This window comes from Streptococcus mitis (genome assembly GCF_022137125.1).
Taxonomy (GTDB): domain Bacteria; phylum Bacillota; class Bacilli; order Lactobacillales; family Streptococcaceae; genus Streptococcus; species Streptococcus mitis_CE.
Genome location: NZ_JAKNEQ010000001.1, coordinates 326,897 through 351,661 on the forward strand (window position 1 = coordinate 326,897; position 24,765 = coordinate 351,661).

The following is a 24,765-nucleotide window of genomic DNA, read 5'->3' on the forward strand; positions in this document are numbered from 1 at the left end:
CATGTTGATAGAATTGAGGAGAATTTTTCGAAAAATCCCTTATAATTTTAGATTATTCATAGCAGTAATTCTACAAGGAATAGTTTCGGGTTTATCTGGTATATTTCTCCATTATCTTTTAGAGATAGTAGAGAGTCTAGCTTTTGGTCAGTCAGAGCATCATAGTGGATTTTTGACAGATGGAGTTTCCTCCTCACGGATAGGACTAAGTTTAATGATGGTGGGTCTTGGCTCATCCTTAGTCTGGTACTTCTTGCAAAAAGGGTCGAAGATTTATTCCATCAAAGCTCAGATGAAGGATGAGACTTCACAATACAAGCTTCATTTTTTAAGACAGCTATTTCATTCAATTTGGCAGATTATTGCAGTTGGAGGGGGAGCCCCTATTGGCAAAGAAGCTGCGCCACGAGAGATTGGGACTCTATTTGCAGGACCAATTGGAAAAATATGTATACTGTCTATGAAGGATCGCATCTTTCTCCTTGCTTGTGGTGCTGGTGCTGGTTTAGCGGCTGTTTATCAGGTTCCATTAACAAGTGTCTTCTTTGTTTTTGAAACCCTAGGAATTGCTCTATCTATTAAACGATTTGTCTTAGTCGGTTTGACTACTTATGTCTCAACCTATATAGCAGGCTTGGTTATTTCAGATCAGGCTCTCTACCAGATTCCATCGATCACATGGTCATTAAAGGAAATATGGATTATTCCCTTATTACTTCTTTTCTTAACCCCACCAGCTTGGCTTTTTGGTCGCTTAAGTAAGGCAGCGTCTTCAAACAGAATAAAAGATAAACGAGTACTTCTCACATTGCCTACAGCTTTTCTTTTTCTTATTGGATTAGCAAGTTATTTTCCACATCTACTTGGAAATGGACGTATGATGGCTCAGGAAGTATTGAATGGTAGCAATGGCAAAACAGTACTCCTTTTGTTTATATTAAAAGCATTAGTTGTTCTTATTATTCTGTGGGCAGGGGCCTATGGTGGTACCCTTACACCATCTTTTGCCTTGGGGATGGCTGGAGCTGCTCTCTTGGGCATAATTCTAGGTGTGGATAGCCAGCCAAGCATTTTACTTTTGGGATCTGTTTGCTTTTTATCTGTGACCTTGAGGGCACCCATTTCTGCAACTGGATTAGTTATAGGTTTCACTGGGCTAGGTATAGATTCTCTTCCGTATCTCTTAGTAACAGCTGTTTTAGCCTATGAATTTGCAAAAATATTAGACCGTTTTTCTTGGGCTAACATACTGTGTCAGAAGTCAAATAATAAAGTAATTAGGTAGGAAATGCCCATTTCTTCTAGTCAATGATTTGATTTAAAATATTAAAAAAACTCTCAATTTATTTATAACTGTTTTAAATAAAAATGAAGTAGGCTTATCGGAGTCATGGTTGAATCCGATTTTTCCTAGCTATGAAATATAAAAATAAAAAAAGAAAGGTAGAGCGTGTGTTTTGATTAGAACACGAGCGGAAAACTTTTCTAAAAACTCAGAAGAGAAGAGAAGTTCGGGTTTGAATTGAAGCCAGACTAATCTTCTCAATATCATCAAAATTAAGAAAGAAAGGAATTGAACCCACCCTAAAAGCAGTGGGAAAAAGATAGTTGGTCTAGCGAGCATCGCTCACTGCACCCAACTCCTATTTTCCCTTTGCTTTTTGACGGGTTTGGTATCTTATATTATGTCTATCCATATTGCTGCTCAGCAGGGTGAAATTGCTGATAAAATTCTTCTTCCTGGGGATCCTCTTCGTGCTAAGTTTATTGCGGAGAATTTCCTTGAAGATGCTGTTTGTTTTAACGAAGTGCGTAACATGTTTGGTTACACTGGTACTTACAAGGGCCACCGTGTATCCGTCATGGGAACCGGGATGGGGATGCCATCTATTTCGATTTATGCGCGTGAGTTGATTGTTGACTATGGTGTGAAAAAATTGATCCGTGTGGGAACAGCAGGTTCATTGAATGAAGATGTTCACGTTCGTGAATTAGTTTTGGCGCAAGCAGCTGCAACCAACTCTAACATCATCCGCAATGACTGGCCACAGTACGATTTCCCACAAATCGCTAGCTTTGATTTGCTGGACAAGGCCTACCATATCGCCAAAGAACTTGGTATGACCACCCACGTTGGGAACGTTTTGTCTTCTGATGTCTTTTATTCAAACTACTTTGAAAAGAACATCGAGCTTGGTAAATGGGGAGTCAAGGCTGTGGAAATGGAAGCAGCAGCCCTTTACTATCTGGCAGCCCAACACCATGTTGATGCTCTAGCTATCATGACCATCTCGGATAGCTTGGTCAATCCAGATGAAGACACAACTGCAGAAGAACGCCAAAATACCTTCACAGATATGATGAAAGTTGGTTTGGAAACCTTGATTGCAGAATAATTATATCCAAAAAGGAAGCCCTTCTTTATGAATTGGAGGACTTCCTTTTCTTATCTAGAAATTGATCTAGTTCTTTCTGATTTCGAAGAATAGTGACTTTATGTGAGTATTCTTGGCAAAGTTTTTGGTAATTTTTTCTTTGAGTTTTAGTCCGTCCATCCCTGAGAATCCATCTGATAAACTCCCAATTAAATTGTTCTTGACAACCAGCTGCCATACTTTCTCTCACTTTTCCTCTATATTTTAAATAGCGCTTAAAGGCTCTTAGCAAACAATTCCAAGAAGAGAAGTTTAAAAAGATTATCTGGTCAGCTTCCTGCATTCTTTCTTCGTAATAACACCAAGAATAATTACCATCTATGACCCAATCTTTATGCTTGGTGAGAAAGCTTTTCATCTCGGTCAGCATCCATTCGCGATCACTGTCTTGCCAACCGGGTTGAAATTGGAGTGTGTCCATATGTAGTTTTGGGATGGAGTAGTAGTTAGATAATTTTTCTGCTAGAGTTGACTTACCAGTACCAGAATATCCGATAATTGCGATTTTCATTTTCTACCTTTTCCTATTTGGAGACAAAAAAACAGCCTCTATGGACTGTTTCTTATTTAGCAAGTTTAGCTGAAAGACGAGCTTTGTCGCGACTTGCTTTGTTTTTGTGAATCAAACCTTTAGTTTCTGCTTTATCGATAGCTGAGCTAGCAGCACGGAAAAGTTCTTCAGATGGGTTTGCTTCGAAAGCTTTGATAGCAGTACGCATAGCTGATTTTTGAGCTGAGTTCTTTTCGTTTTGTTTAACGTTCAATTCAGCGCGTTTGATAGCTGATTTAATGTTTGCCAATGTTCTTACCTCCATATTTACTAACTATACCATTATATCTGAAAACTTACGTTTTGACAAGGGAAAATTATTTTTTTAAGTAAATTTCATCGATTTCATGGTTCTTTGTTTTATGAAGAATCACTTCTGCACGATTTCTAGTTGGTTCAATATAATTTTGTAGATTTGTGAGATTGATACTGGTCCAGACCTGATGGGCAAAGGATTCCACTTCCCCAATCGGCATTTGTGTAAAACGATAATAGTAGCTATTAGGGTCGTTTTGGGCTAGGCTCAGCATCTTCAAGAAACGGTCTAGATACCAACTCTCGATGTCATCGACGGCAGCATCAACATAGATGGAAAAGTCAAAGAAGTCAGTAATGTAGAGACGCTCGTTTTGTGGATTTTGAAAGACATTTATTCCCTCAACAATGACAAAATCAGCAGCTTTGACGCTTTGCTTTTCCTCGGGTACGATGTCGTAGACTTCATGAGAATAGACAGGAATATCTACATTTTGTCCATTTTTGATGCGGTCCAAGAAGTTGAGAAGAGCTTCCATATCATAGCTTTCAGGAAATCCTTTGCGATTTAAAATCCCTTGTTCAATCAAGGTCTGGTTGGGATAGAGAAAGCCGTCAGTTGTTACCAACTCAACCGTAGCATCTGTAAGCGTACGGGATAGTAAGATTTGCAGTAGTCGACTAGTTGTAGATTTTCCAACGGCAACACTCCCAGAAACCCCAATGATAAAAGGTTGAGATTTGCTTTCACGTTGAAGGAAAATCCCTTTTGAAAAGGCCAAATCATCCTTGGTACGCTTGTAAATCTGGATGAGATGGGCTAGGGGGAGATAGACATCGGTAACATCCTGCAAGCTAATCTGGTCATTAAAACTCTTGATGGATTCTAATTCCTCTTCTGTCAAAGGAGGTGTTGTCTTTCGATGTAACGATTGCCAAGTCTGGCGGCTGATTTTTTCAAAATGTAAAAATTCGTTGGTCATTTGTTTTCCCCTAGATATTTTGTTTATCATACCATAAAAAGCTAAAAAAATAAAGCGGTTTCTTGATGATAGTAAACCAATATCGTATAATAGAAGTAGATAGGGTTGACCAATTTCTTGATGAGGTAGGAGCTACTTTCTCCTGACTTATAAGCCAATAAAGGGGGCTTTGGGATTCACAATTTATAGGAGGTGTACTATGAAAATCTTAAAAAGTTATATACTGGAACTCTGTTTTATTTTAAGTTTTGCACTACCTTTTTTAAAAGGAGCGAATGCGGATAATGGTAGACGTTTTGTGGAAACCTATTACGGTTTTACTTTTTTGATGGAACATGCCATTGTAACAGCTGTCTTTATCTGTTCGCTCTTGATTGCTTGCCTACTAAAAAAACGGTGGACGAAATGGTTTGCTGCTGGTAGTTATGTCTTTTTAGTTCTATGGATTGCTACAGAGGGTTATTTCTTCCGCATGTCGCTAGAAGATTTAATCCGACTTTGGACAAGTTTGGAAATCCTGACAAAAACGTATCAGTTGGGCTTTTATCTAAACATCCTGTTGGGAATTTTGTTGATAATTAAGTATCTGAAGGTTAAGCAATAGTCATAAAAATGAGCCTAATTATAGATGATAAATTTGTTGTTTTATCCTGATTATGATATTTCTAGTTCTAAATGGCTTATTATTTATAAGTGTTGAAAGAGATTGAAGAAAATGTCTTCTTGGCTAGCTTTCTTCAGTCTTTTTTGTTTTATGATCAATTTGTAAACGATTTACAATTTAAGTCAAATTATGGTAAAATAGTTTCATGAGTAAAATGTATTATGCAGAAAATCCTGATGCTGCTCACGACATTCATGAGTTAAGAGTGGACTTGTTGGGAGAAAAAATGACCTTTTTGACGGATGCGGGTGTTTTTAGCAAGAAAATGGTTGACTTTGGAAGTCAACTCTTGCTTAAGTGTCTTGAGGTCAATCAAGGAGAAACTGTCCTTGATGTAGGCTGTGGTTACGGGCCTTTGGGGTTGTCCTTAGCTAAGGCTTATGGAGTTCAGGCGACCATGGTCGATATTAATAATCGTGCCTTGGATTTGGCGCGACAAAATGCTGAACGAAATAAAGTAGAAGCGACGATTTTCCAGTCCAACATCTATGAACAAGTTGAAGGACATTTTGACCATGTCATTTCCAATCCTCCTATCCGTGCGGGCAAGCAAGTAGTTCATGAAATCATTGAGAAAAGTAAAGATTTCTTGGAAAATGGTGGGGATTTAACAATCGTTATCCAGAAAAAACAAGGGGCTCCAAGCGCCAAGTCAAAGATGGAGGAAGTGTTTGGCAATTGTGAAATCGTCAAAAAAGATAAGGGATACTACATCCTTAGAAGTGTGAACGAATGAGAGCAGTTGATTTAATCCAAAAAAAACGAGATGGTCAAGAACTGACTTCGAGTGAAATTGAATGGCTGGTAGAAGGCTATGTGTCAGGAACTGTCCCTGATTATCAGATGTCTGCCTTTGCTATGGCTGTCTATTTCAAAGGAATGACGACACGAGAAATCTCAGATTTGACTATGAATATGGTTCAGACAGGTCAAGAGTTTGATTTATCAGCTATTGATGGGGTTAAGGTTGACAAGCATTCTACGGGTGGTGTTGGTGACAAGGTGACCTTGATTTTAGCTCCTTTAGTAGCGAGTTTTGGAGTTCCAGTCGCGAAAATGAGTGGTCGTGGTCTCGGCCATACGGGTGGAACAATTGATAAATTAGAGTCTATCAAGGGCTATCAAGTGGAACGCAGTCAAGAGGATTTTATTCGTCAGGTACAGGACATTGGTGTATCTGTCATTGGGCAATCAGACCAGCTGGTCAAAGCAGATAAGCTTCTCTATGCCCTTCGTGATGTGACCGCAACTGTTGACACGATTCCTTTGATTGCTAGTTCGGTGATGAGCAAGAAAATTGCGGCAGGGGCGGATGCTATTCTGCTAGACGTGACTGTCGGTGAGGGTGCCTTCATGAAGACGGTTGATGAGGCGCGTGAATTGGCTCAAACCATGGTGGAACTTGGTAAGGCAGTTGGTCGAAAGACGGTAGCAGTCATTACGGATATGAGTCAGCCCTTGGGACGAGCAATTGGAAATCGCCTCGAAATTCTTGAAGCACTGGAGACTTTACAAGGTCAAGGTCGTCAGGATATTACCCATTTTATATGCGAATTGGCTCAAATTATGCTTGGTTTAGCAAATGTAAACAAGACAGTTGAAGAAGTTCACCAACATCTTGAGAATGGTCAAGCGCTGGCTAAGTTTGAGGAAATGGTCCAAGCCCAAGGTGGAGACTTGGAAGACCTCTATCGTCCTGTCAATGTTACCCATGTGGTGGAAATCCCTGCCCAGGAAACGGGTGTCATTTCAGCTCTTCCAGCTATGGAATTTGGGCTTTATGCTATGAGACTGGGGGCAGGCCGTGCAGTCAAGTCTGATGCCTTGGACTATGAGACAGGAATTGTTTTTGAAAAGAAAGTTGGAGATTCCGTTCAAAAGGGAGAAATTGTTGCAAAAGTATACACAAATGGAAAAATTTCTCCTCAGCTAGTTACAGATTTTCAAAAATATGTTAAAATAAATGATAGTGTGCAAAGTTTACGAGAAATCATAGAAATAATCTCATAAACTGCAGGAGAATCCGAATATGAAATTAAATAAATATATCGATCATACACTTTTGAAACAAGATGCGACAGTAAATCAAATTGATTGTTTGTTGTCTGAAGCTAGAGAGTATGATTTTGCCAGTGTTTGCGTTAATCCGACCTGGGTTGAACATGCTAAAAAAGGGCTTGAAGGCACAGATGTCAAGGTCTGCACAGTAGTAGGTTTCCCCTTGGGAGCAACAACTTCAACTGTGAAAGCTTTTGAAACCAAGGAAGCTATCCAAAATGGTGCAGATGAGATTGATATGGTGATTAATGTTGGAGCTCTCAAAACAGGTAATCTTGATTTGGTTGAGTCGGATATTCGCGCAGTAGTAGAAGCAAGTGGTGACAAGTTAGTGAAAGTCATTATTGAAGCTTGCCTTCTGACAGACCAAGAAAAAGTTGTGGCTTGCCAATTAGCTCAAAAAGCGGGAGCTGACTTCGTAAAAACTTCAACTGGCTTTTCAACTGGTGGTGCTACGGTAGCAGATGTTAGATTAATGCGTGAAACAGTTGGACCAGAAATGGGTGTCAAGGCTGCCGGCGGAGCTCGTTCTTATGCAGATGCTCTTGCATTTGTAGAAGCAGGGGCGACCCGTATTGGAACGTCAGCTGGGGTAGCCATTTTAAAAGGAGAATTGGCTGATGGCGACTACTGAGTTGATTGAACTAGCAATTGAAACCAGCAAGAAAGCCTATGTGCCCTATTCTCATTTTCCAGTCGGAGCTGTTTTAGTGACAAAAGATGGTAGCACTTATACAGGTGTCAATATTGAGAATGCTAGCTATCCTTTGACCAACTGCGGAGAGCGTACAGCGATTTTTAAAGCAGTTTCCGAAGGCCAAAGAGAGTTTTCCGAATTGATTGTTTATGGACAAACTGAAAAACCAATCTCGCCATGTGGTGCTTGTCGCCAAGTGATGGCTGAATTTTTTGAACAAGATCTAAAAGTGACCTTAGTCGCAAAAGATAAATCGACGGTCGAGATGACGGTCGGGGAGTTACTTCCATACTCTTTTACAGACTTAAACTAGTCTGAGTCGCTCTCTGAGTGGCACGGTCCTTGTGGCCAACCAATCCATACTTGCAACATCGTTGCACATCTTATTTAGGAGGTTCAGTAATGAACAAGAAACAATGGCTAGGCCTTGGTCTAGTTGCAGTGGCAGCAGTTGGACTTGCTGCATGTGGTAACCGCTCTTCTCGTAACGCAGCTTCATCTTCTGATGTGAAGACAAAAGCAGCAATCGTCACTGATACTGGTGGTGTTGATGACAAATCATTCAACCAATCAGCTTGGGAAGGTTTGCAAGACTGGGGTAAAGAACACAATCTTTCAAAAGATAAAGGTTTCACTTACTTCCAATCAACAAGTGAAGCTGACTACGCTAACAACTTGCAACAAGCGGCTGGAAGCTACAACCTAATCTTCGGTGTTGGTTTTGCCCTTCACAATGCGGTTGAAGAAGCAGCAAAAGACCACTCTGATTTGAACTATGTCTTGATTGATGATGTGATTAAAGATCAAAAGAATGTTGCTAGCGTAACGTTTGCTGATAACGAAGCTGCTTACCTTGCGGGTGTTGCAGCAGCTAAAACAACTAAAACAAAACAAGTTGGTTTTGTAGGTGGTATTGAGTCTGAAGTTATCTCACGTTTTGCAGCTGGATTTAAAGCTGGTGTTGAGTCAGTAGATCCATCTATCAAAGTACAAGTTGACTATGCTGGTTCATTTGGTGATGCTGCTAAAGGTAAAACAATTGCAGCAGCACAATACGCAGCTGGTGCAGATGTTGTTTATCAAGCAGCAGGTGGAACAGGTGCTGGTGTCTTTGCAGAAGCAAAATCACTCAATGAAAGCCGTTCTGAAAGTGAAAAAGTTTGGGTTATCGGTGTTGACCGCGACCAAGTAGCAGAAGGTAAGTACACTTCTAAAGATGGTAAAGAATCAAACTTCGTTCTTGTATCTACTTTGAAACAAGTTGGTACAACTGTAAAAGATATTGCTAACAAAGCAGAAAAAGGTGAATTCCCTGGCGGTCAAGTGATCGTTTACTCATTGAAAGATAAAGGGGTTGACTTGGCAGTGACAAACCTTTCAGAAGAAGGTAAAAAAGCTGTCGAAGATGCTAAAGCTAAAATCCTTGATGGAAGCGTAAAAGTTCCTGAAAAATAATGGATGGAAGTCATTTCTTAGGAAGCGGCCCTCGGCCGCTTTTTTAAGAGTTGAGACAAAGTCATTTTGTCTCAGTAAAGCTTGCTACTAGAGAAACTAGCAAGTTTTATTGAAATAAAATAAGACTCTGAAAGGAAGAGCACATGGCACACGAAAATGTCATTGAGATGCGTGATATTACCAAGGTGTTTGGTGAATTTGTTGCCAACGACAAAATCAACCTGCACTTACGAAAAGGTGAAATTCATGCACTTTTAGGAGAAAATGGGGCTGGAAAGTCCACGCTCATGAACATGTTAGCAGGGCTTCTTGAACCAACCAGTGGTGAAATTGTGGTCAACGGTCAAGTTGTCAATCTCGATTCACCATCTAAAGCAGCTAGCTTGGGAATCGGAATGGTTCACCAGCACTTTATGTTGGTAGAAGCCTTCACAGTGGCTGAAAACATCATTTTAGGTAGTGAATTGACTAAAAATGGTGTGCTAGATATTGCTGGAGCTAGCAAAGAAATCAAGGCTCTTTCTGAACGTTATGGCTTAGCTGTTGACCCTTCTGCCAAGGTAGCAGACATCTCAGTTGGAGCCCAACAACGTGTAGAAATTTTAAAAACCCTTTATCGGGGGGCTGATATCCTTATCTTTGACGAACCAACAGCTGTTTTGACTCCATCAGAAATTGATGAGTTGATGGCTATTTTGAAAAATCTTGTCAAAGAAGGAAAATCAATTATCTTGATCACTCACAAGTTGGATGAGATTCGAGCAGTTTCTGACCGCGTTACAGTTATCCGTCGTGGGAAATCAATTGAAACTGTAGAAATTGCAGGGGCTACCAATGCTGATTTGGCAGAAATGATGGTAGGACGTTCTGTTTCCTTTAAAACAGAGAAACAAGCCTCTCAACCAAAAGAAGTGGTCTTGTCTATTAAAGACTTGGTGGTCAATGAAAACCGTGGTGTCCCTGCTGTCAAAAATCTATCCTTGGATGTTCGTGCGGGAGAGATTGTTGGTATTGCAGGGATTGATGGAAATGGTCAGTCTGAACTGATTCAAGCCATTACAGGTCTTCGCAAGGTTGAATCTGGTAGCATTGAGCTAAAAGGAGATTCAATTGTAGGATTGCACCCACGTCAGATTACAGAATTGAGTGTTGGGCACGTTCCAGAAGACCGTCACCGTGATGGCTTGATTTTGGAAATGATGATTTCTGAAAATATTGCCCTTCAAACCTACTATAAAGAACCACATAGTAAAAATGGAATTTTGAACTATTCAAATATTACTTCTTATGCTAAAAAGCTAATGGAAGAGTTTGATGTTCGTGCTGCCAGCGAATTTGTTCCTGCAGCTGCACTCTCAGGAGGAAATCAACAAAAAGCAATTATTGCTCGTGAAATTGATCGAGATCCTGATCTCCTTATCGTCAGCCAACCAACTCGTGGTTTGGATGTCGGTGCCATTGAATATATCCACAAACGCTTGATTGAAGAGCGTGATAACGGGAAGGCTGTCCTTGTTGTCAGCTTTGAATTGGATGAGATTTTAAACGTTTCAGACCGTATTGCCGTTATCCACGATGGTAAGATTCAAGGTATTGTATCACCAGAAACAACCAATAAACAAGAACTTGGTGTCTTGATGGCTGGTGGAAACTTGGGAAAGGAGAAGAGTGATGTCTAAAAAATTACAACAAATTTCGGTTCCCTTGATTTCTGTCTTCCTAGGAATTTTACTCGGGGCCATTGTCATGTGGATCTTCGGTTATGATGCTATTTGGGGCTACGAAGAATTGTTCTATACAGCCTTTGGTAGTCTGCGTGGGATTGGGGAAATCTTCCGTGCCATGGGGCCTTTGATCTTGATTGGTCTTGGTTTTGCCGTTGCCAGTCGTGCTGGTTTCTTTAACGTCGGACTTCCTGGTCAGGCTTTGGCAGGTTGGATTCTTAGTGGTTGGTTTGCCTTGTCGCATCCAGATATGCCACGTCCTTTGATGATTCTAGCAACTATCGTGATTGCCTTGATTGCTGGTGGGATTGTCGGTGCCATTCCAGGTATTCTTAGAGCTTATCTAGGGACGTCAGAGGTTATCGTAACCATCATGATGAACTACATTGTCTTGTATGTAGGAAATGCCTTTATCCATGCCTTTCCTAAAGACTTCATGCAAAGTACAGATTCGACGATTCGTGTTGGGGCTAATGCAACCTATCAGACACCTTGGTTGGCTGAGTTGACTGGTAATTCACGGATGAATATTGGTATTTTCTTTGCTCTTATTGCCGTTGCAGTCATTTGGTTTATGCTCAAGAAAACAACTCTTGGTTTTGAAATCCGCGCGGTTGGTCTTAATCCTCACGCATCAGAATACGCTGGTATCTCTGCCAAACGGACGATTATCCTCTCTATGATTATCTCAGGTGCTTTGGCTGGTCTTGGTGGAGCTGTTGAAGGTCTGGGAACCTTCCAGAACGTCTATGTTCAAGGGGCATCATTGGCTGTCGGATTTAACGGGATGGCAGTTAGCCTGCTTGCAGCAAACTCACCAATTGGTATTCTCTTTGCAGCCTTCCTATTTGGTGTTCTCCAAGTTGGAGCTCCTGGTATGAATGCGGCGCAGGTACCATCTGAGCTAGTCAGCATTGTAACAGCGTCTATTATCTTCTTTGTCAGTGTTCATTACCTTATCGAACGCTTTGTCAAACCGAAAAAACAAGTTAAAGGAGGTAAGTAAAGATGTCTATTACAACCTTGCTCACCCTCTTGGTGTCTTCTATGCTAATCTACTCAGCACCCCTCATCTTTACAAGTATTGGTGGCGTTTTCTCTGAACGTGGTGGTGTGGTAAACGTCGGCCTTGAAGGAATTATGGTTATGGGTGCCTTTTCTGGAGTCGTCTTTAACCTTGAATTTGCAGAACAATTTGGAGCAGCAACTCCATGGCTATCCTTGCTTGTAGCAGGATTTGTTGGTGGTCTCTTCTCTATCATCCACGCAGCTGCGACGGTTCATTTCCGTGCAGACCATGTTGTCAGCGGTACGGTATTGAACTTGATGGCACCAGCCTTGGCTGTTTTCTTGGTGAAAGTTCTTTATAACAAAGGTCAAACCGACAACCTAAGTCAGACTTTTGGACGCTTTGACTTCCCAGTCTTGGCTAATATCCCAGTGATTGGTGATATCTTCTTCAAATCAACAAGTCTGCTAGGTTATATCGCGATTGCCTTCTCATTCTTTGCTTGGTTTATCCTCTTCAAGACTCGCTTTGGTCTTCGTCTCCGCTCTGTCGGTGAACATCCTCAAGCAGCGGATACATTGGGAATCAATGTCTACAAGATGAGATATCTAGGAGTTATCATTTCAGGTTTCTTGGGTGGAATTGGGGGAGCGATTTATGCTCAATCCATCTCAGTTAACTTCTCAGTGACAACTATTGTTGGACCTGGATTTATCGCTCTTGCTGCAATGATCTTTGGTAAATGGAATCCTATCGGTGCTATGCTTTCTAGTCTCTTCTTTGGACTTTCACAAAGTTTGGCTGTTATCGGTTCTCAGTTGCCATTCCTACAAGGAGTGCCTGCGGTTTACCTGCAAATTGCACCTTATGTTTTGACTATTCTTGTCTTGGCAGCCTTCTTTGGAAAAGCAGTTGCACCAAAAGCAGATGGTATCAACTATATCAAATCAAAATAAGCATACAAAAAAACGTCAGTTCTGTTCAAACTGGCGTTTTATTTTTTAGGATTTTGATGAGTCAAGTTCAGTCCCCAAGGAACAAGATTTTCAGTTTTATTTTGGATGCGTGTGATATTATCTTTATGCCTAATGATAATCAAACTAGCAAGAGCTAGGATAATGGCGATGAAGAGAGGGTCGTAGTTACTCAGTATAAAACCAAAAAGTGGAAAGAGTAGAACTCCGATGACGGCTGCGATAGATGCTGTGACACTAGACAGCGAAATCATACTACCAAGATAGAGAGTTCCAAAGAAAACAACTGCAAGGTAGAGACAGAAGACAGGCGCAAATCCGAAAATCACTCCCGCACTGGTTGCGACAGCCTTTCCACCCTTAAATCCTGCAAAGATAGGGAAGGTATGCCCAATGACAGCCAAAAGTCCAAAGATGAGAGGTGAAACACCTTGAAGATGAAACATAATCGGAAGTAGCGTTGCTAGAGTCCCTTTGAAAAAGTCAATCACAAAGGTTGCCATCCCTGCTTTCTTTCCTAAGATGCGGAAGGTATTGGTTGTCCCTGTGTTACCAGAACCATGCTCGCGCAGATTGATTTGAAAGAATACTTGTCCAATCCAGAGACCAGACGGAATCGAACCCAGCAGATAGGCTAGGATTAATAAAACTATTGTAATCATACTCCTATTATATCATGAATTGGGAAAGAAAGGCAGAGAATCTCTTCTGAAATTGTCACACCGGAGAAAGAAAAATTTTGCAAAATCCTTGGAAAACCTGTAGAATAGTAAAGATGAACGAATAGGAGGTTCCTTGTGTCAAAAAAGGAAATCGATATTAATAATTATAATGATGATGCCATTCAGGTGCTAGAAGGGTTGGATGCGGTCCGTAAACGTCCAGGGATGTATATCGGTTCGACTGATGGGGCAGGTCTCCATCACCTCGTCTGGGAAATTGTCGACAATGCTGTCGATGAGGCCTTGTCTGGATTTGGTGACCGTATTGATGTGACAATCAATAAAGATGGGAGTTTAACGGTTCAAGACCATGGTCGTGGGATGCCGACTGGAATGCACGCTATGGGAATCCCAACGGTTGAAGTAATCTTTACCATTCTTCATGCCGGAGGAAAATTCGGTCAGGGTGGCTACAAGACATCTGGTGGTCTCCACGGGGTGGGTTCTTCCGTTGTTAACGCTCTTTCTAGTTGGTTGGAAGTCGAAATTACCCGTGATGGTGCAGTCTACAAGCAACGTTTTGAAAATGGTGGAAAACCTGTCACGACTTTGAAGAAAATCGGTACAGCACTCAAGTCTAAAACAGGTACCAAGGTTACTTTCATGCCGGATGCGACCATCTTCTCTACGACAGATTTCAAGTACAATACCATTTCAGAGCGTCTTAATGAATCAGCCTTTCTCTTGAAAAATGTGACCTTGTCTTTGACGGACGAGCGTACAGATGAAGCGATTGAGTTTCATTATGAAAACGGGGTGCAGGACTTTGTTTCCTACCTTAATGAAGACAAGGAAACCTTAACACCAGTTCTGTACTTTGAGGGGGAAGATAATGGTTTCCAAGTGGAAGTCGCCCTCCAGTACAATGATGGATTTTCAGATAACATTCTGTCCTTTGTTAATAACGTTCGCACCAAGGACGGTGGAACGCATGAAACAGGACTCAAGTCTGCCATTACCAAAGTCATGAACGACTATGCCCGTAAGACAGGTCTTCTCAAGGAAAAAGATAAAAACCTTGAAGGTTCAGACTATCGTGAAGGACTAGCAGCCGTTCTCTCTATCTTGGTTCCTGAAGAACATTTGCAGTTTGAAGGCCAGACTAAGGATAAATTGGGTAGCCCCCTAGCTCGTCCAGTTGTGGATGGTATTGTGGCTGATAGGTTGACCTTCTTCCTCATGGAAAATGGTGAATTAGCTTCAAATCTTATTCGCAAAGCCATTAAGGCTCGTGATGCCCGTGAGGCGGCCCGCAAAGCGCGTGATGAGAGCCGAAATGGTAAGAAAAACAAGAAAGACAAGGGCTTGTTGTCTGGGAAATTAACGCCAGCCCAGTCTAAGAATCCTGCTAAGAATGAACTCTATCTAGTCGAGGGAGACTCTGCCGGTGGTTCTGCCAAACAAGGTCGTGACCGTAAGTTCCAGGCTATCTTGCCACTTCGTGGTAAGGTTATCAACACAGCTAAGGCCAAGATGGCGGATATCCTCAAAAATGAAGAAATCAACACTATGATTTATACTATTGGTGCGGGTGTTGGGGCTGACTTCTCTATTGAAGATGCCAACTATGACAAGATCATTATCATGACCGATGCGGATACCGACGGTGCCCACATTCAAACACTTCTCTTAACCTTCTTTTACCGCTATATGCGTCCGCTAGTTGAGGCGGGACATGTCTATATTGCCCTTCCGCCTCTTTACAAGATGTCCAAAGGTAAAGGCAAGAAAGAAGAAGTGGCCTATGCTTGGACAGATGGCGAGTTAGAAGAACTCCGCAAGCAGTTCGGTAAGGGCGCTACCCTCCAACGCTATAAAGGTCTCGGTGAGATGAATGCGGACCAACTCTGGGAAACAACCATGAATCCAGAAACCCGCACTCTCATTCGCGTTACGATCGAAGACCTAGCACGCGCAGAACGCCGCGTCAATGTCCTCATGGGTGACAAGGTCGAACCACGCCGTAAGTGGATTGAGGATAATGTCAAGTTTACGCTGGAAGAAGTGACAGTATTTTAAGTTAGTTTTTAATGAATGGGTATAAACATGAGAACTGAAACAGAAATGCTCGATGTGATTTTACAAACAGCCAAAACTTTACAAGTCAAAGCTGTCGCTATGTCTGGTTCACGGACAAACCAAAATGCTCCAAAAGATGAATTTCAAGACTACGATGTGGTCTATGTCGTGGATGATTTTGATAATCTGATGAGTGACCTTTCTTGGTTGGACTATTTCGGAAAACGAATTATAGAGCAAGAGGTTGTTCTTGACCATCGTCGTCTTTATCTCATGCTCTTTGAAGATGGTAATCGTATTGATTTGACTCTCTGCCCCAAAGACCACATCCAAGAGTGGGGGGATAGTGAGGCAGGATTCACTGTTTTAGAAGATCCAGAACATTTATTTGAACCCTATTCTCAAAATCTAGAGCGTTACTGGACAAGCCCAGCTAGTGCGATAGATTTTGAAAAAGCCTGCAATGAATTTTGGTGGGTGTCAGCCTACGTGGTCAAAAGAATCTGTCGTAAGCAAGTCATCTACGCGATTGACCATCTCTACGGCATTTGTCAACAAGAATTCTTGAAAATTTTGGCTTGGCAGGTTGCAAGTGATAGGGGGAAAGTCGATATCGGCAAGAACTACAAGTATCTCTTTAACTATTTACCTGCTGAGCAAAAGAAGGAATTCTCAGATTTGCTTGATTTTTCAAGTATAGATAAAATCACTCAGTCTTTATTGGCTACGATGGAACTTTTCCACCAAGAAGATCAGTCCCTTGCTAAAAAGATGGGATATGACTACGATAAGGAAGTGGCTGAGAAGATGATTCAGTATGCTGAGGAGAGACTCGAAAAAAATGAAACATTTACAAAATAATAAGATAACAAAATTTTTACTGATTAGTTTTCTCATTTCTTGGGGATTTGGTTGGGGATTGCTCGCTTTTCTGACGCAAATGAACCTCTTAAGTCTAACAAGTCCACTAGGAGTTTTTCTCCATTTACTAGGAGGTTTCGGTCCTACCATTGCAGCAATTTCTTGTTTGCCTCAAAAATCCATTAAAAGCATAGTCTCTTTTATCTTAGGGGACTCAAAGAAATATATTTTGTTATTTCTTTTACTAATTTTCGTGCAAACAGGTGTCATTGCTTTCTCATCTAAGGAGCTTAATCCGGCTTTTCCACTAGGAAATTTGTTTGTTGTTTTTTTGAGTGCAGTCTGTGTTTATGGTGGCGAAGAAGAATTGGGATGGCGAGGCATCTTGCAACCAACTTTGGAAACTAGATTCTCCTTTTGGATTTCCGGTTTGATAACAGGTTGTATTTGGGCAATATGGCATATACCTTTATGGTTTGTGATTGGAAGTTCCCAAAGTGGTATGCCTTTTATATTATTCAGTCTATTTGCAATTTATCTCAGTATTCTTCTAGCAGCTGTTTTCAAAAAGACTAAGTCGGTCCTTTTTTGCGCCATTTTTCACGGCCTAATTAATACCCTACTTAGCTTATTTGTTATTAAAATTAATCTTTTATTCATTCTAGGATTAGTAGGATTGCTCTTCTTTTCTTACTACCTACAAAGAAACAGTTAAATTTATAAAATATAGATTTACTTTACAATAAAACACTAAAAAGAGAATTATTATGTCTAACATTCAAAACATGTCCCTTGAGGACATCATGGGAGAGCGCTTTGGTCGCTACTCCAAGTATATTATTCAAGACCGGGCTTTGCCAGATATTCGTGATGGCTTGAAGCCGGTTCAGCGTCGCATTCTTTATTCTATGAATAAGGATGGCAATACCTTTGATAAGAGTTACCGCAAGTCGGCCAAGTCTGTCGGTAACATCATGGGGAATTTCCACCCACACGGTGACAATTCTATCTATGATGCCATGGTTCGTATGTCACAGGACTGGAAAAATCGTGAGATTTTGGTTGAAATGCACGGTAATAACGGTTCTATGGACGGAGATCCGCCTGCGGCCATGCGTTATACCGAGGCACGTTTGTCTGAAATTGCAGGCTACCTTCTTCAAGATATCGAGAAAAAGACAGTTCCTTTTGCTTGGAACTTTGACGATACCGAGAAAGAGCCAACTGTCTTGCCAGCAGCCTTTCCCAACCTCTTGGTCAATGGTTCGACTGGGATTTCGGCTGGATACGCTACAGACATTCCACCGCATAATTTGGCTGAGGTTATCGATGCGGCGGTTTACATGATTGACCACCCAACAGCCAAGGTGGACAAACTCATGGAATTCTTGCCTGGACCAGACTTCCCGACTGGAGGGATTATCCAGGGTCGTGATGAAATCAAGAAGGCCTATGAAACTGGGAAAGGGCGCGTGGTTGTTCGTTCCAAGACTGAGATTGAAAAGCTAAAAGGTGGTAAGGAACAAATCGTTATTACTGAGATTCCTTATGAAATCAACAAGGCTAATCTAGTCAAGAAAATCGATGATGTTCGTGTCAATAACAAGGTAGCTGGTATTGCTGAGGTTCGCGACGAGTCTGACCGTGATGGTCTACGTATTGCTATTGAGCTAAAAAAAGATGCCAATACAGAGCTTGTCCTCAACTATCTCTTTAAGTACACAGATCTGCAAATCAACTATAACTTTAACATGGTGGCGATTGACAATTTCACGCCTCGTCAGGTTGGGATTGTTCCAATCTTGTCTAGCTATATTGCCCACCGTCGCGAAGTGATTTTGGCGCGTTCACGCTTTGACAAGGAAAAGGCTGAGAAACGTCTCCATATAGTCGAAGGTTTGATTCGCGTGATTTCGATTTTGGATGAAGTCATTGCTCTTATCCGTGCTTCTGAGAATAAGGCTGACGCTAAGGAAAATCTCAAGGTCAGCTATGACTTTACAGAGGAGCAGGCTGAGGCCATCGTTACCTTGCAACTTTACCGTTTGACCAATACAGACGTAGTTGTCTTGCAGGAAGAAGAAGCAGAACTTCGTGAAAAGATTGCCATGCTGGCGGCTATTATCGGTGATGAGCGGACTATGTACAATCTCATGAAGAAAGAGCTTCGTGAGGTCAAGAAGAAATTTGCGACTCCACGTTTGAGTACTTTAGAAGACACAGCAAAAGTAATTGAGATTGATACAGCTAGTCTGATCGCTGAGGAAGATACCTACGTCAGCGTGACCAAGGCAGGTTACATCAAGCGTACCAGCCCACGTTCCTTTGCCGCTTCAACGCTGGAAGAAATTGGCAAGCGTGATGACGACCGTTTGATTTTTGTTCAATCTGCCAAGACAACCCAGCATCTCTTGATGTTCACGACGCTTGGAAATGTCATTTATCGACCAATCCATGAATTGGCAGACATTCGTTGGAAGGATATCGGTGAGCATCTGAGCCAAACCATTACAAACTTTGAAACTAACGAAGAAATCCTTTATGTGGAAGTAGTGGATCAGTTTGATGATGCGACAACCTACTTTGCTGCGACTCGTCTCGGTCAAATCAAGCGTGTAGAGCGAAAAGAATTCACCCCATGGCGGACCTACAAGTCTAAGTCTGTCAAGTATGCTAAGCTCAAAGATGATACAGACCAGATTGTAGCAGTAGCTCCAATCAAACTAGATGATGTTCTCTTGATCAGCCAAAATGGTTATGCCCTTCGTTTCAATATCGAAGAGGTACCAGTTGTCGGTGCTAAGGCTGCAGGTGTCAAGGCTATGAACCTGAAAGAAGATGATACCCTCCAATCGGCCTTTATCTGTAACACTTCATCCTTCTACCTCTTGACTCAGCGTGGAAGTTTGAAACGTGTTTCTATTGACGAAATTCCAGCAACTAGCCGTGCCAAACGAGGACTACAAGTCTTGCGTGAGTTGAAAAACAAACCGCATCGTGTCTTCTTAGCAGGATCAGTTGCAGAGCAAGGATTTGTTGGTGATCTCTTCAGTACAGAAGTGGAAGAGAACGACCAAACGCTGCTTGTCCAATCGAACAAAGGAACAATCTATGAAAGTCGACTACAAGACTTGAATCTGTCAGAACGCACAAGTAATGGTAGCTTCATCTCTGACACGATTTCGGATGAAGAAGTTTTTGACGCTTATCTTAAAGAAGTATTTACTGAAGCTAAATAAGTGAAATGAAGAATCAGTTCTAAGAGCTGGTTCTTTTTATTGAAGAAATTTTCTGAAAATTACAAAATATACTTGCTATTTTAGAAAAATAGTGTAGAATAAAAGAAATAGGTTTTTAGAATAAGGAGTGGAATATGACAGTAACGATTGATTGGGAAAATCTCGGTTTTTCCTATATGAAATTACCTTATCGCTATATTGCTCATTTTAAAAATGGACAATGGGATCAAGGAGAGCTTACAGAGGATGCAAACTTGCATATTTCAGAGTCTTCTCCAAGTCTTCACTATGGTCAACAAGCATTTGAAGGTTTGAAAGCTTATCGTACTAAGGATGGTAGTGTTCAACTGTTCCGTCCTGATGAAAATGCTAAACGCCTGCAACGGACATGTGACCGTCTCTTGATGCCACAAGTTCCAACAGAAATGTTTGTAGACGCTTGTAAGGCAGTTGTTCGTGCGAATGAAGAATATGTACCTCCATATGGAACAGGTGGAACCTTATATCTTCGCCCTCTTTTGATTGGTGTCGGAGATATTATTGGGGTTAAACCGGCAGAAGAGTACATTTTCACCATCTTTGCTATGCCAGTTGGAAATTACTTTAAGGGTGGATTGGTTCCAACCAACTTCTTGATTCAGGATGAATACGACCGTGCGGCTCCAAATGGTACAGGTGCGGCTAAGGTTGGTGGAAACTATGCTGCAAGTCTCTTGCCAGGGAAATTGGCCAAGTCACGTCATTTCTCAGATGTTATCTATCTAGACCCATCAACTCATACAAAGATTGAAGAAGTCGGCTCAGCTAACTTCTTTGGAATTACAGCTGATAATGAATTTGTAACACCATTGAGTCCTTCTATCTTGCCATCTATTACCAAGTATTCTTTGCTTTATTTGGCAGAACATCGCTTGGGCTTAACTCCTATTGAGGGGGATGTCCCAATTGATAACCTTGACCGTTTTGTAGAGGCAGGTGCCTGTGGTACAGCAGCAGTTATTTCTCCAATTGGTGGAATTCAGCACGGTGATGATTTCCATGTGTTCTATAGCGAAACAGAAGTAGGTCCTGTGACTCGTAAATTATATGATGAATTGACAGGAATTCAGTTTGGCGATATTGAAGCGCCAGAAGGTTGGATTGTAAAAGTAGATTAAAATAAACTAAAGGAGATTTTTTATGAAATCGAAAAAGTGGCTCTTAACAGCAGGAGTGGTCCTGAGCACAACAGCTCTTTTAGTAGCTTGTGGAAAAGCTGATAAAGAAGCAGATGCACCGACAACATTTTCATATGTCTATGCAGTAGATCCAGCATCTTTGGACTATAGTATAGCGACTCGTACATCTACAACAGATGTCATCGGGAACGTGGTTGATGGTTTGATGGAAAATGACCAATACGGAAATGTTATTCCTTCCTTGGCTGAAGATTGGTCTGTGTCAAAAGATGGTTTGACTTATACCTACAAACTTCGTAAAGGAGTTAAATGGTACACTTCTGAAGGTGAAGAATATGCAGAAGTAACAGCCCATGACTTTGTGACAGGACTAAAACACGTAGCTGACGGTAAGTCAGACGGTGTCTCTCTCATCCAAAATTCAATCAAGGGCTTGGATGCCTACATGACTGGTGAGACCAATGATTTCTCTACAGTTGGTGTTAAGGCCTTGGACGATTATACAGTTGAATATACCCTAAACAAACCAGAAAGCTTCTGGAACTCTAAAGTCACCACAGCAACGATGTTGCCTGTAAATGAAGAGTTTTTGAAGGCATCAGGTAAAGATTATGGAGCAGTTACTCCAGCAGGGATTCTTTACAATGGTCCTTATATCTTGAAGACCTTGACTTCTAAATCGTTGATCGAATACGAGAAAAACCCAAATTACTGGGATAAAGAAAAGGTAAAAATTGAAAAGGTCAAATTGACTTACTACGATGGTTCTGATCAGGAATCGTTGATTCGTAGCTTCTCTTCAGGTGCCTATACGACAGCCCGTCTCTTCCCAAGTAGCTCAAACTTTGCTTCAACTTTGGAACAATACGGAGATAAAATCACTTATAGCCCACAAGACTCAAGTAGTTATTACTTCACCTTTAACGTAAATCGTCAATCATATAATAAAACTGCGAAAACAAGTGAAGAGCAAAAGACTTCTACTAAAGAAGCTATGCTTAATAAGGACTTCCGTCAGGCTATCAACTTTGCCTTCAACCGCCATTCTTATGCTGCCCAGCTAAATGGTGAAGACGGTGCGGACAAGATTATTCGTAACAGCCTCGTTCCTGACAACTTTGTACAAGCAGGTGGTAAAAACTTTGGTCAAATCGCTCAAGCAGAGTTGGTGAACTATGGTGACCAATGGAAAGATGTTGAGCTAGTTGACGGTAAGGATTCTATCTACAATCCTGACAAGGCTAAAGCTGCTTTCGAAAAAGCTAAGAAAGACTTGGAATCTAAAGGGGTAACATTCCCAATTCACTTGGATGTCCCAGTTGAACAAACAGATACCATCGCTGTTCAACAAAGCAACTCTTTCAAACAGTCTATTGAATCAACTCTTGGTGCTGAAAATGTTGTTATCGACGTTCTTCAAATGACAGATAATGAAAAGGAAACAATCACTTCTCAAGCGCGTGTTCCTTCTCAAAAAGATTATGATTTGAACAGTACAGGATGGGCTCCAAGCTATCAAGACCCAGCATCTTACTTGAATATCATGGATCCTAAATCAGGTTCTGCTATGAAACACCTTGGTATTACTAAAGGGAAAGATAAGGATGTTGTAGCTAAACTTGGTTTGGACCAATATAAGAAATTATTGGATGATGCAGATTCAGAAACTACAAATCTTGAAGAACGCTATGAAAAATATGCCAAGGCTCAAGCTTGGTTGACAGATAGTTCATTATTGATGCCAACAGCCTCATCTGGTGGTTCTCCAGTTGTAAGTAATGTCGTGCCATTCTCAAAACCATACTCACAAGTTGGTATTAAGGGTGACCCATATATTTTTAAAGGAATGAAATTGCAAAAAGATATTGTTACAACAAAAGAATATGAAGAAGCACTGAAAAAATGGCAAAAAGAAAAATTGGAATCAAATGGTAAGTACCAAAAAGAACTAGAAAAACACATTAAATAATGCGGAAAACTCTATATCGGACAAGCCCGATATAGAGTTTTTTCTTGCTAGTTTTGGGATTTTCTTGTAAAATAGAAAAAGTGAAGAGAGGTATGAAATGAGTAAGAAAGATAAAAAAATTGAAATTCAAGTAGCAGATGCCAAGGTTAATGTAGGAAAAGACAGTTTTGAAGGCTATACATTGACAATTGGTAAAAAAGTTATCGGAGAAATTGCCGAATTAGACGGACAATTTGCCATCATAAAGAATGGAAACGTCGATAGTTTTTATAAAAAATTGGAAAAAGCTGTGGAAATTTTGATTGAAAATTATAATTTAGCAAAATAAGTCTTGTTTTTTTGAAATTTTCATGATATAATAGTCCATGTTGATTGTAGGAGAGATAGCGAAGAGGCTAAACGCGGCGGACTGTAAATCCGCTCCTTCGGGTTCGGGGGTTCGAATCCCTCTCTCTCCATTTCATCAATGGGGTATAGCCAAGCGGTAAGGCAAGGGACTTTGACTCCCTCATGCGTTGGTTCGAATCCAGCTACCCCAGTTCTTAGGTAATGATCAAGATAAAAAGCAAAATATCTTAGGGTATTTTATTTTTATAATTGAAAGACGTGAACGATATGAACATGTCCTTGCGGGTGCTTAGGAAAAAAATTATAAGTATGTCAAGTTTAAGAAAAACTTGATTGTTGGAGGATTTTTTAGATGAACGAATTTGAAGATTTGCTAAATAGCGTTAGCCAAGTTGAGACTGGTGATGTTGTTAGTGCTGAAGTATTGACAGTTGATGCGACTCAAGCTAACGTTGCAATCTCTGGAACTGGTGTTGAAGGTGTCTTGACTCTTCGCGAATTGACAAACGATCGCGATGCAGATATCAATGACTTTGTTAAAGTAGGAGAAGTATTGGATGTTCTTGTACTTCGTCAAGTAGTTGGTAAAGATACTGATACAGTTACATACCTTGTATCTAAAAAACGCCTTGAAGCTCGCAAAGCATGGGACAAACTTGTTGGTCGCGAAGAAGAAGTTGTTACTGTTAAAGGAACTCGTGCCGTTAAAGGTGGACTTTCAGTAGAATTTGAAGGTGTTCGTGGATTTATCCCAGCTTCAATGTTGGATACTCGTTTCGTACGTAACACTGAGCGTTTTGTAGGTCAAGAATTTGATGCTAAAATCAAAGAAGTTGACGCTAAAGAAAACCGCTTCATCCTTTCACGTCGTGAAGTTGTTGAAGCAGCTACAGCAGCAGCTCGCGCTGAAGTATTCGGTAAATTGGCTGTTGGTGATGTAGTAACTGGTAAAGTTGCACGTATCACAAGCTTCGGTGCTTTCATCGACCTTGGTGGTGTTGACGGATTGGTTCACTTGACTGAATTGTCACATGAACGTAACGTATCACCAAAATCAGTTGTAACTGTTGGTGAAGAAATTGAAGTGAAAATCCTTGATCTTAACGAAGAAGAAGGACGTGTATCACTTTCACTTAAAGCAACAACACCTGGACCATGGGATGGCGTTGAGCAAAAATTGGCTAAAGGTGATGTAGTAGAAGGAACAGTTAAACGTTTGACTGACTTCGGTGCATTTGTTGAAGTATTGCCAGGTATCGATGGACTTGTTCACGTATCACAAATTTCACACAAACGTATTGAAAATCCAAAAGAAGCTCTTAAAGTTGGTCAAGAAGTTAAAGTTAAAGTTCTTGAAGTTAACGCAGATGCAGAGCGCGTATCACTTTCTATCAAAGCTCTTGAAGAGCGTCCAGCTCAAGAAGAAGGACAAAAAGAAGAAAAACGTGCTGCTCGTCCACGTCGTCCAAAACGTCAAGAAAAACGTGATTTCGAACTTCCAGAAACACAAACAGGATTCTCAATGGCTGACTTGTTCGGTGACATCGAACTTTAATCAAATTGAAAATTCACAAAATCCTTTGTTTTCTAAACAAGGGATTTTTCTTTTGTCTGTAAGTCTTTTT

Annotated in this window: 23 protein-coding genes and 2 tRNA genes; 21 read left to right on the top strand and 4 right to left on the bottom strand. The window is 41.0% G+C overall.

Features of this window, described 5'->3' with window-relative positions; translation table 11 throughout:
- The first annotated feature begins 1 nt into the window (after position 1).
- Entirely contained in the window at positions 2-1,285 is a 1,284-nt protein-coding gene (locus tag L0P31_RS01635) for a chloride channel protein (RefSeq protein WP_238095461.1), read from the top strand.
- A 400-nt stretch (positions 1,286-1,685) separates the two neighbouring features.
- Positions 1,686-2,396: a purine-nucleoside phosphorylase gene (gene deoD / locus L0P31_RS01640; RefSeq protein WP_000022091.1), complete on the top strand. Its 711-nt coding sequence runs from the start codon at positions 1,686-1,688 to the stop codon at positions 2,394-2,396.
- Between the two features lie 25 nt (positions 2,397-2,421).
- Here deoD and L0P31_RS01645 read toward each other — a convergent pair whose 3' ends face one another.
- The 3 genes from L0P31_RS01645 to coaA form a co-directional block, all read right to left on the bottom strand.
- A complete protein-coding gene (locus tag L0P31_RS01645; protein WP_049546380.1) occupies positions 2,422-2,946 on the bottom strand; it encodes a DNA topology modulation protein in 525 nt (174 codons plus the stop codon).
- Positions 2,947-2,998: 52 nt separating this feature from the next.
- Positions 2,999-3,235, bottom strand: a complete 237-nt coding sequence (gene rpsT, locus L0P31_RS01650) for a 30S ribosomal protein S20 (protein ID WP_001274000.1) — start codon at positions 3,233-3,235, stop codon at positions 2,999-3,001.
- A 67-nt stretch (positions 3,236-3,302) separates the two neighbouring features.
- Complete coding sequence (gene coaA, locus L0P31_RS01655) at positions 3,303-4,223, bottom strand: type I pantothenate kinase (RefSeq protein WP_238095463.1); 921 nt, start codon at positions 4,221-4,223, stop codon at positions 3,303-3,305.
- A gap of 199 nt (positions 4,224-4,422) precedes the next feature.
- On the opposite strand from coaA, the gene L0P31_RS01660 reads away from it, so the two are divergent.
- From L0P31_RS01660 to L0P31_RS01700, 9 genes are all read left to right on the top strand, one after another.
- Entirely contained in the window at positions 4,423-4,827 is a 405-nt protein-coding gene (locus L0P31_RS01660; RefSeq protein ID WP_238095465.1) for a hypothetical protein, read from the top strand.
- A 205-nt stretch (positions 4,828-5,032) separates the two neighbouring features.
- Entirely contained in the window at positions 5,033-5,623 is a 591-nt protein-coding gene (locus L0P31_RS01665; RefSeq protein WP_315899050.1) for a class I SAM-dependent methyltransferase, read from the top strand.
- A complete protein-coding gene (locus tag L0P31_RS01670; RefSeq protein ID WP_238095467.1) occupies positions 5,620-6,897 on the top strand; it encodes a pyrimidine-nucleoside phosphorylase in 1,278 nt (425 codons plus the stop codon). Before L0P31_RS01665 ends, L0P31_RS01670 begins: the two co-directional genes overlap by 4 nt.
- A gap of 19 nt (positions 6,898-6,916) precedes the next feature.
- On the top strand, positions 6,917-7,579 hold the full coding sequence (gene deoC, locus L0P31_RS01675; RefSeq protein ID WP_033686673.1) for a deoxyribose-phosphate aldolase: 663 nt from the start codon (positions 6,917-6,919) through the stop codon (positions 7,577-7,579).
- Positions 7,566-7,955, top strand: a complete 390-nt coding sequence (locus L0P31_RS01680) for a cytidine deaminase (RefSeq protein ID WP_033686672.1) — start codon at positions 7,566-7,568, stop codon at positions 7,953-7,955. The genes deoC and L0P31_RS01680 overlap by 14 nt, the downstream gene beginning before the upstream one ends.
- 89 nt (positions 7,956-8,044) lie before the next feature.
- On the top strand, positions 8,045-9,097 hold the full coding sequence (locus L0P31_RS01685; RefSeq protein ID WP_001036137.1) for a BMP family lipoprotein: 1,053 nt from the start codon (positions 8,045-8,047) through the stop codon (positions 9,095-9,097).
- A gap of 143 nt (positions 9,098-9,240) precedes the next feature.
- Positions 9,241-10,776, top strand: a complete 1,536-nt coding sequence (locus L0P31_RS01690) for an ABC transporter ATP-binding protein (protein WP_004261507.1) — start codon at positions 9,241-9,243, stop codon at positions 10,774-10,776.
- Positions 10,769-11,827 carry an ABC transporter permease gene (locus L0P31_RS01695; RefSeq protein ID WP_049491544.1) on the top strand — a complete coding sequence of 353 codons (1,059 nt, stop codon included), beginning with the start codon at positions 10,769-10,771 and terminating at the stop codon, positions 11,825-11,827. Before L0P31_RS01690 ends, L0P31_RS01695 begins: the two co-directional genes overlap by 8 nt.
- Before the next feature lie 2 nt (positions 11,828-11,829).
- A complete protein-coding gene (locus tag L0P31_RS01700) occupies positions 11,830-12,786 on the top strand; it encodes an ABC transporter permease (protein ID WP_238095469.1) in 957 nt (318 codons plus the stop codon).
- 38 nt (positions 12,787-12,824) lie between these two features.
- Here the strand turns inward: L0P31_RS01700 and plsY are convergent, their stop codons facing one another.
- Entirely contained in the window at positions 12,825-13,466 is a 642-nt protein-coding gene (plsY, locus tag L0P31_RS01705; RefSeq protein ID WP_238095471.1) for a glycerol-3-phosphate 1-O-acyltransferase PlsY, read from the bottom strand.
- Between the two features lie 135 nt (positions 13,467-13,601).
- Here plsY and parE point away from each other — a divergent pair, with 135 nt between their 5' ends.
- From parE to rpsA, 10 genes are all read left to right on the top strand, one after another.
- Positions 13,602-15,545 carry a DNA topoisomerase IV subunit B gene (gene parE, locus L0P31_RS01710; RefSeq protein WP_238095472.1) on the top strand — a complete coding sequence of 648 codons (1,944 nt, stop codon included), beginning with the start codon at positions 13,602-13,604 and terminating at the stop codon, positions 15,543-15,545.
- 27 nt (positions 15,546-15,572) lie between these two features.
- Entirely contained in the window at positions 15,573-16,406 is an 834-nt protein-coding gene (locus tag L0P31_RS01715; protein ID WP_238095474.1) for an aminoglycoside 6-adenylyltransferase, read from the top strand.
- A complete protein-coding gene (locus tag L0P31_RS01720; RefSeq protein WP_049543041.1) occupies positions 16,387-17,121 on the top strand; it encodes a CPBP family intramembrane glutamic endopeptidase in 735 nt (244 codons plus the stop codon). The genes L0P31_RS01715 and L0P31_RS01720 overlap by 20 nt, the downstream gene beginning before the upstream one ends.
- Positions 17,122-17,173: 52 nt before the next feature.
- A complete protein-coding gene (gene parC, locus L0P31_RS01725; RefSeq protein WP_238095476.1) occupies positions 17,174-19,645 on the top strand; it encodes a DNA topoisomerase IV subunit A in 2,472 nt (823 codons plus the stop codon).
- A 134-nt stretch (positions 19,646-19,779) separates the two neighbouring features.
- Positions 19,780-20,802 carry a branched-chain amino acid aminotransferase gene (locus L0P31_RS01730; RefSeq protein WP_000218997.1) on the top strand — a complete coding sequence of 341 codons (1,023 nt, stop codon included), beginning with the start codon at positions 19,780-19,782 and terminating at the stop codon, positions 20,800-20,802.
- A gap of 22 nt (positions 20,803-20,824) precedes the next feature.
- Positions 20,825-22,792: a peptide ABC transporter substrate-binding protein gene (locus L0P31_RS01735; protein WP_000837410.1), complete on the top strand. Its 1,968-nt coding sequence runs from the start codon at positions 20,825-20,827 to the stop codon at positions 22,790-22,792.
- A gap of 97 nt (positions 22,793-22,889) precedes the next feature.
- Positions 22,890-23,120, top strand: coding sequence for a DUF2969 domain-containing protein (locus L0P31_RS01740; protein WP_000037113.1), 231 nt, complete (start codon positions 22,890-22,892; stop codon positions 23,118-23,120).
- 49 nt (positions 23,121-23,169) lie between these two features.
- Positions 23,170-23,250: transfer RNA gene (locus tag L0P31_RS01745), tRNA-Tyr, on the top strand.
- Positions 23,251-23,259: 9 nt separating this feature from the next.
- Positions 23,260-23,331, top strand: a tRNA-Gln gene (locus tag L0P31_RS01750).
- Positions 23,332-23,492: 161 nt separating this feature from the next.
- On the top strand, positions 23,493-24,695 hold the full coding sequence (gene rpsA, locus L0P31_RS01755) for a 30S ribosomal protein S1 (protein ID WP_001001630.1): 1,203 nt from the start codon (positions 23,493-23,495) through the stop codon (positions 24,693-24,695).
- Positions 24,696-24,765: the final 70 nt, after the last annotated feature.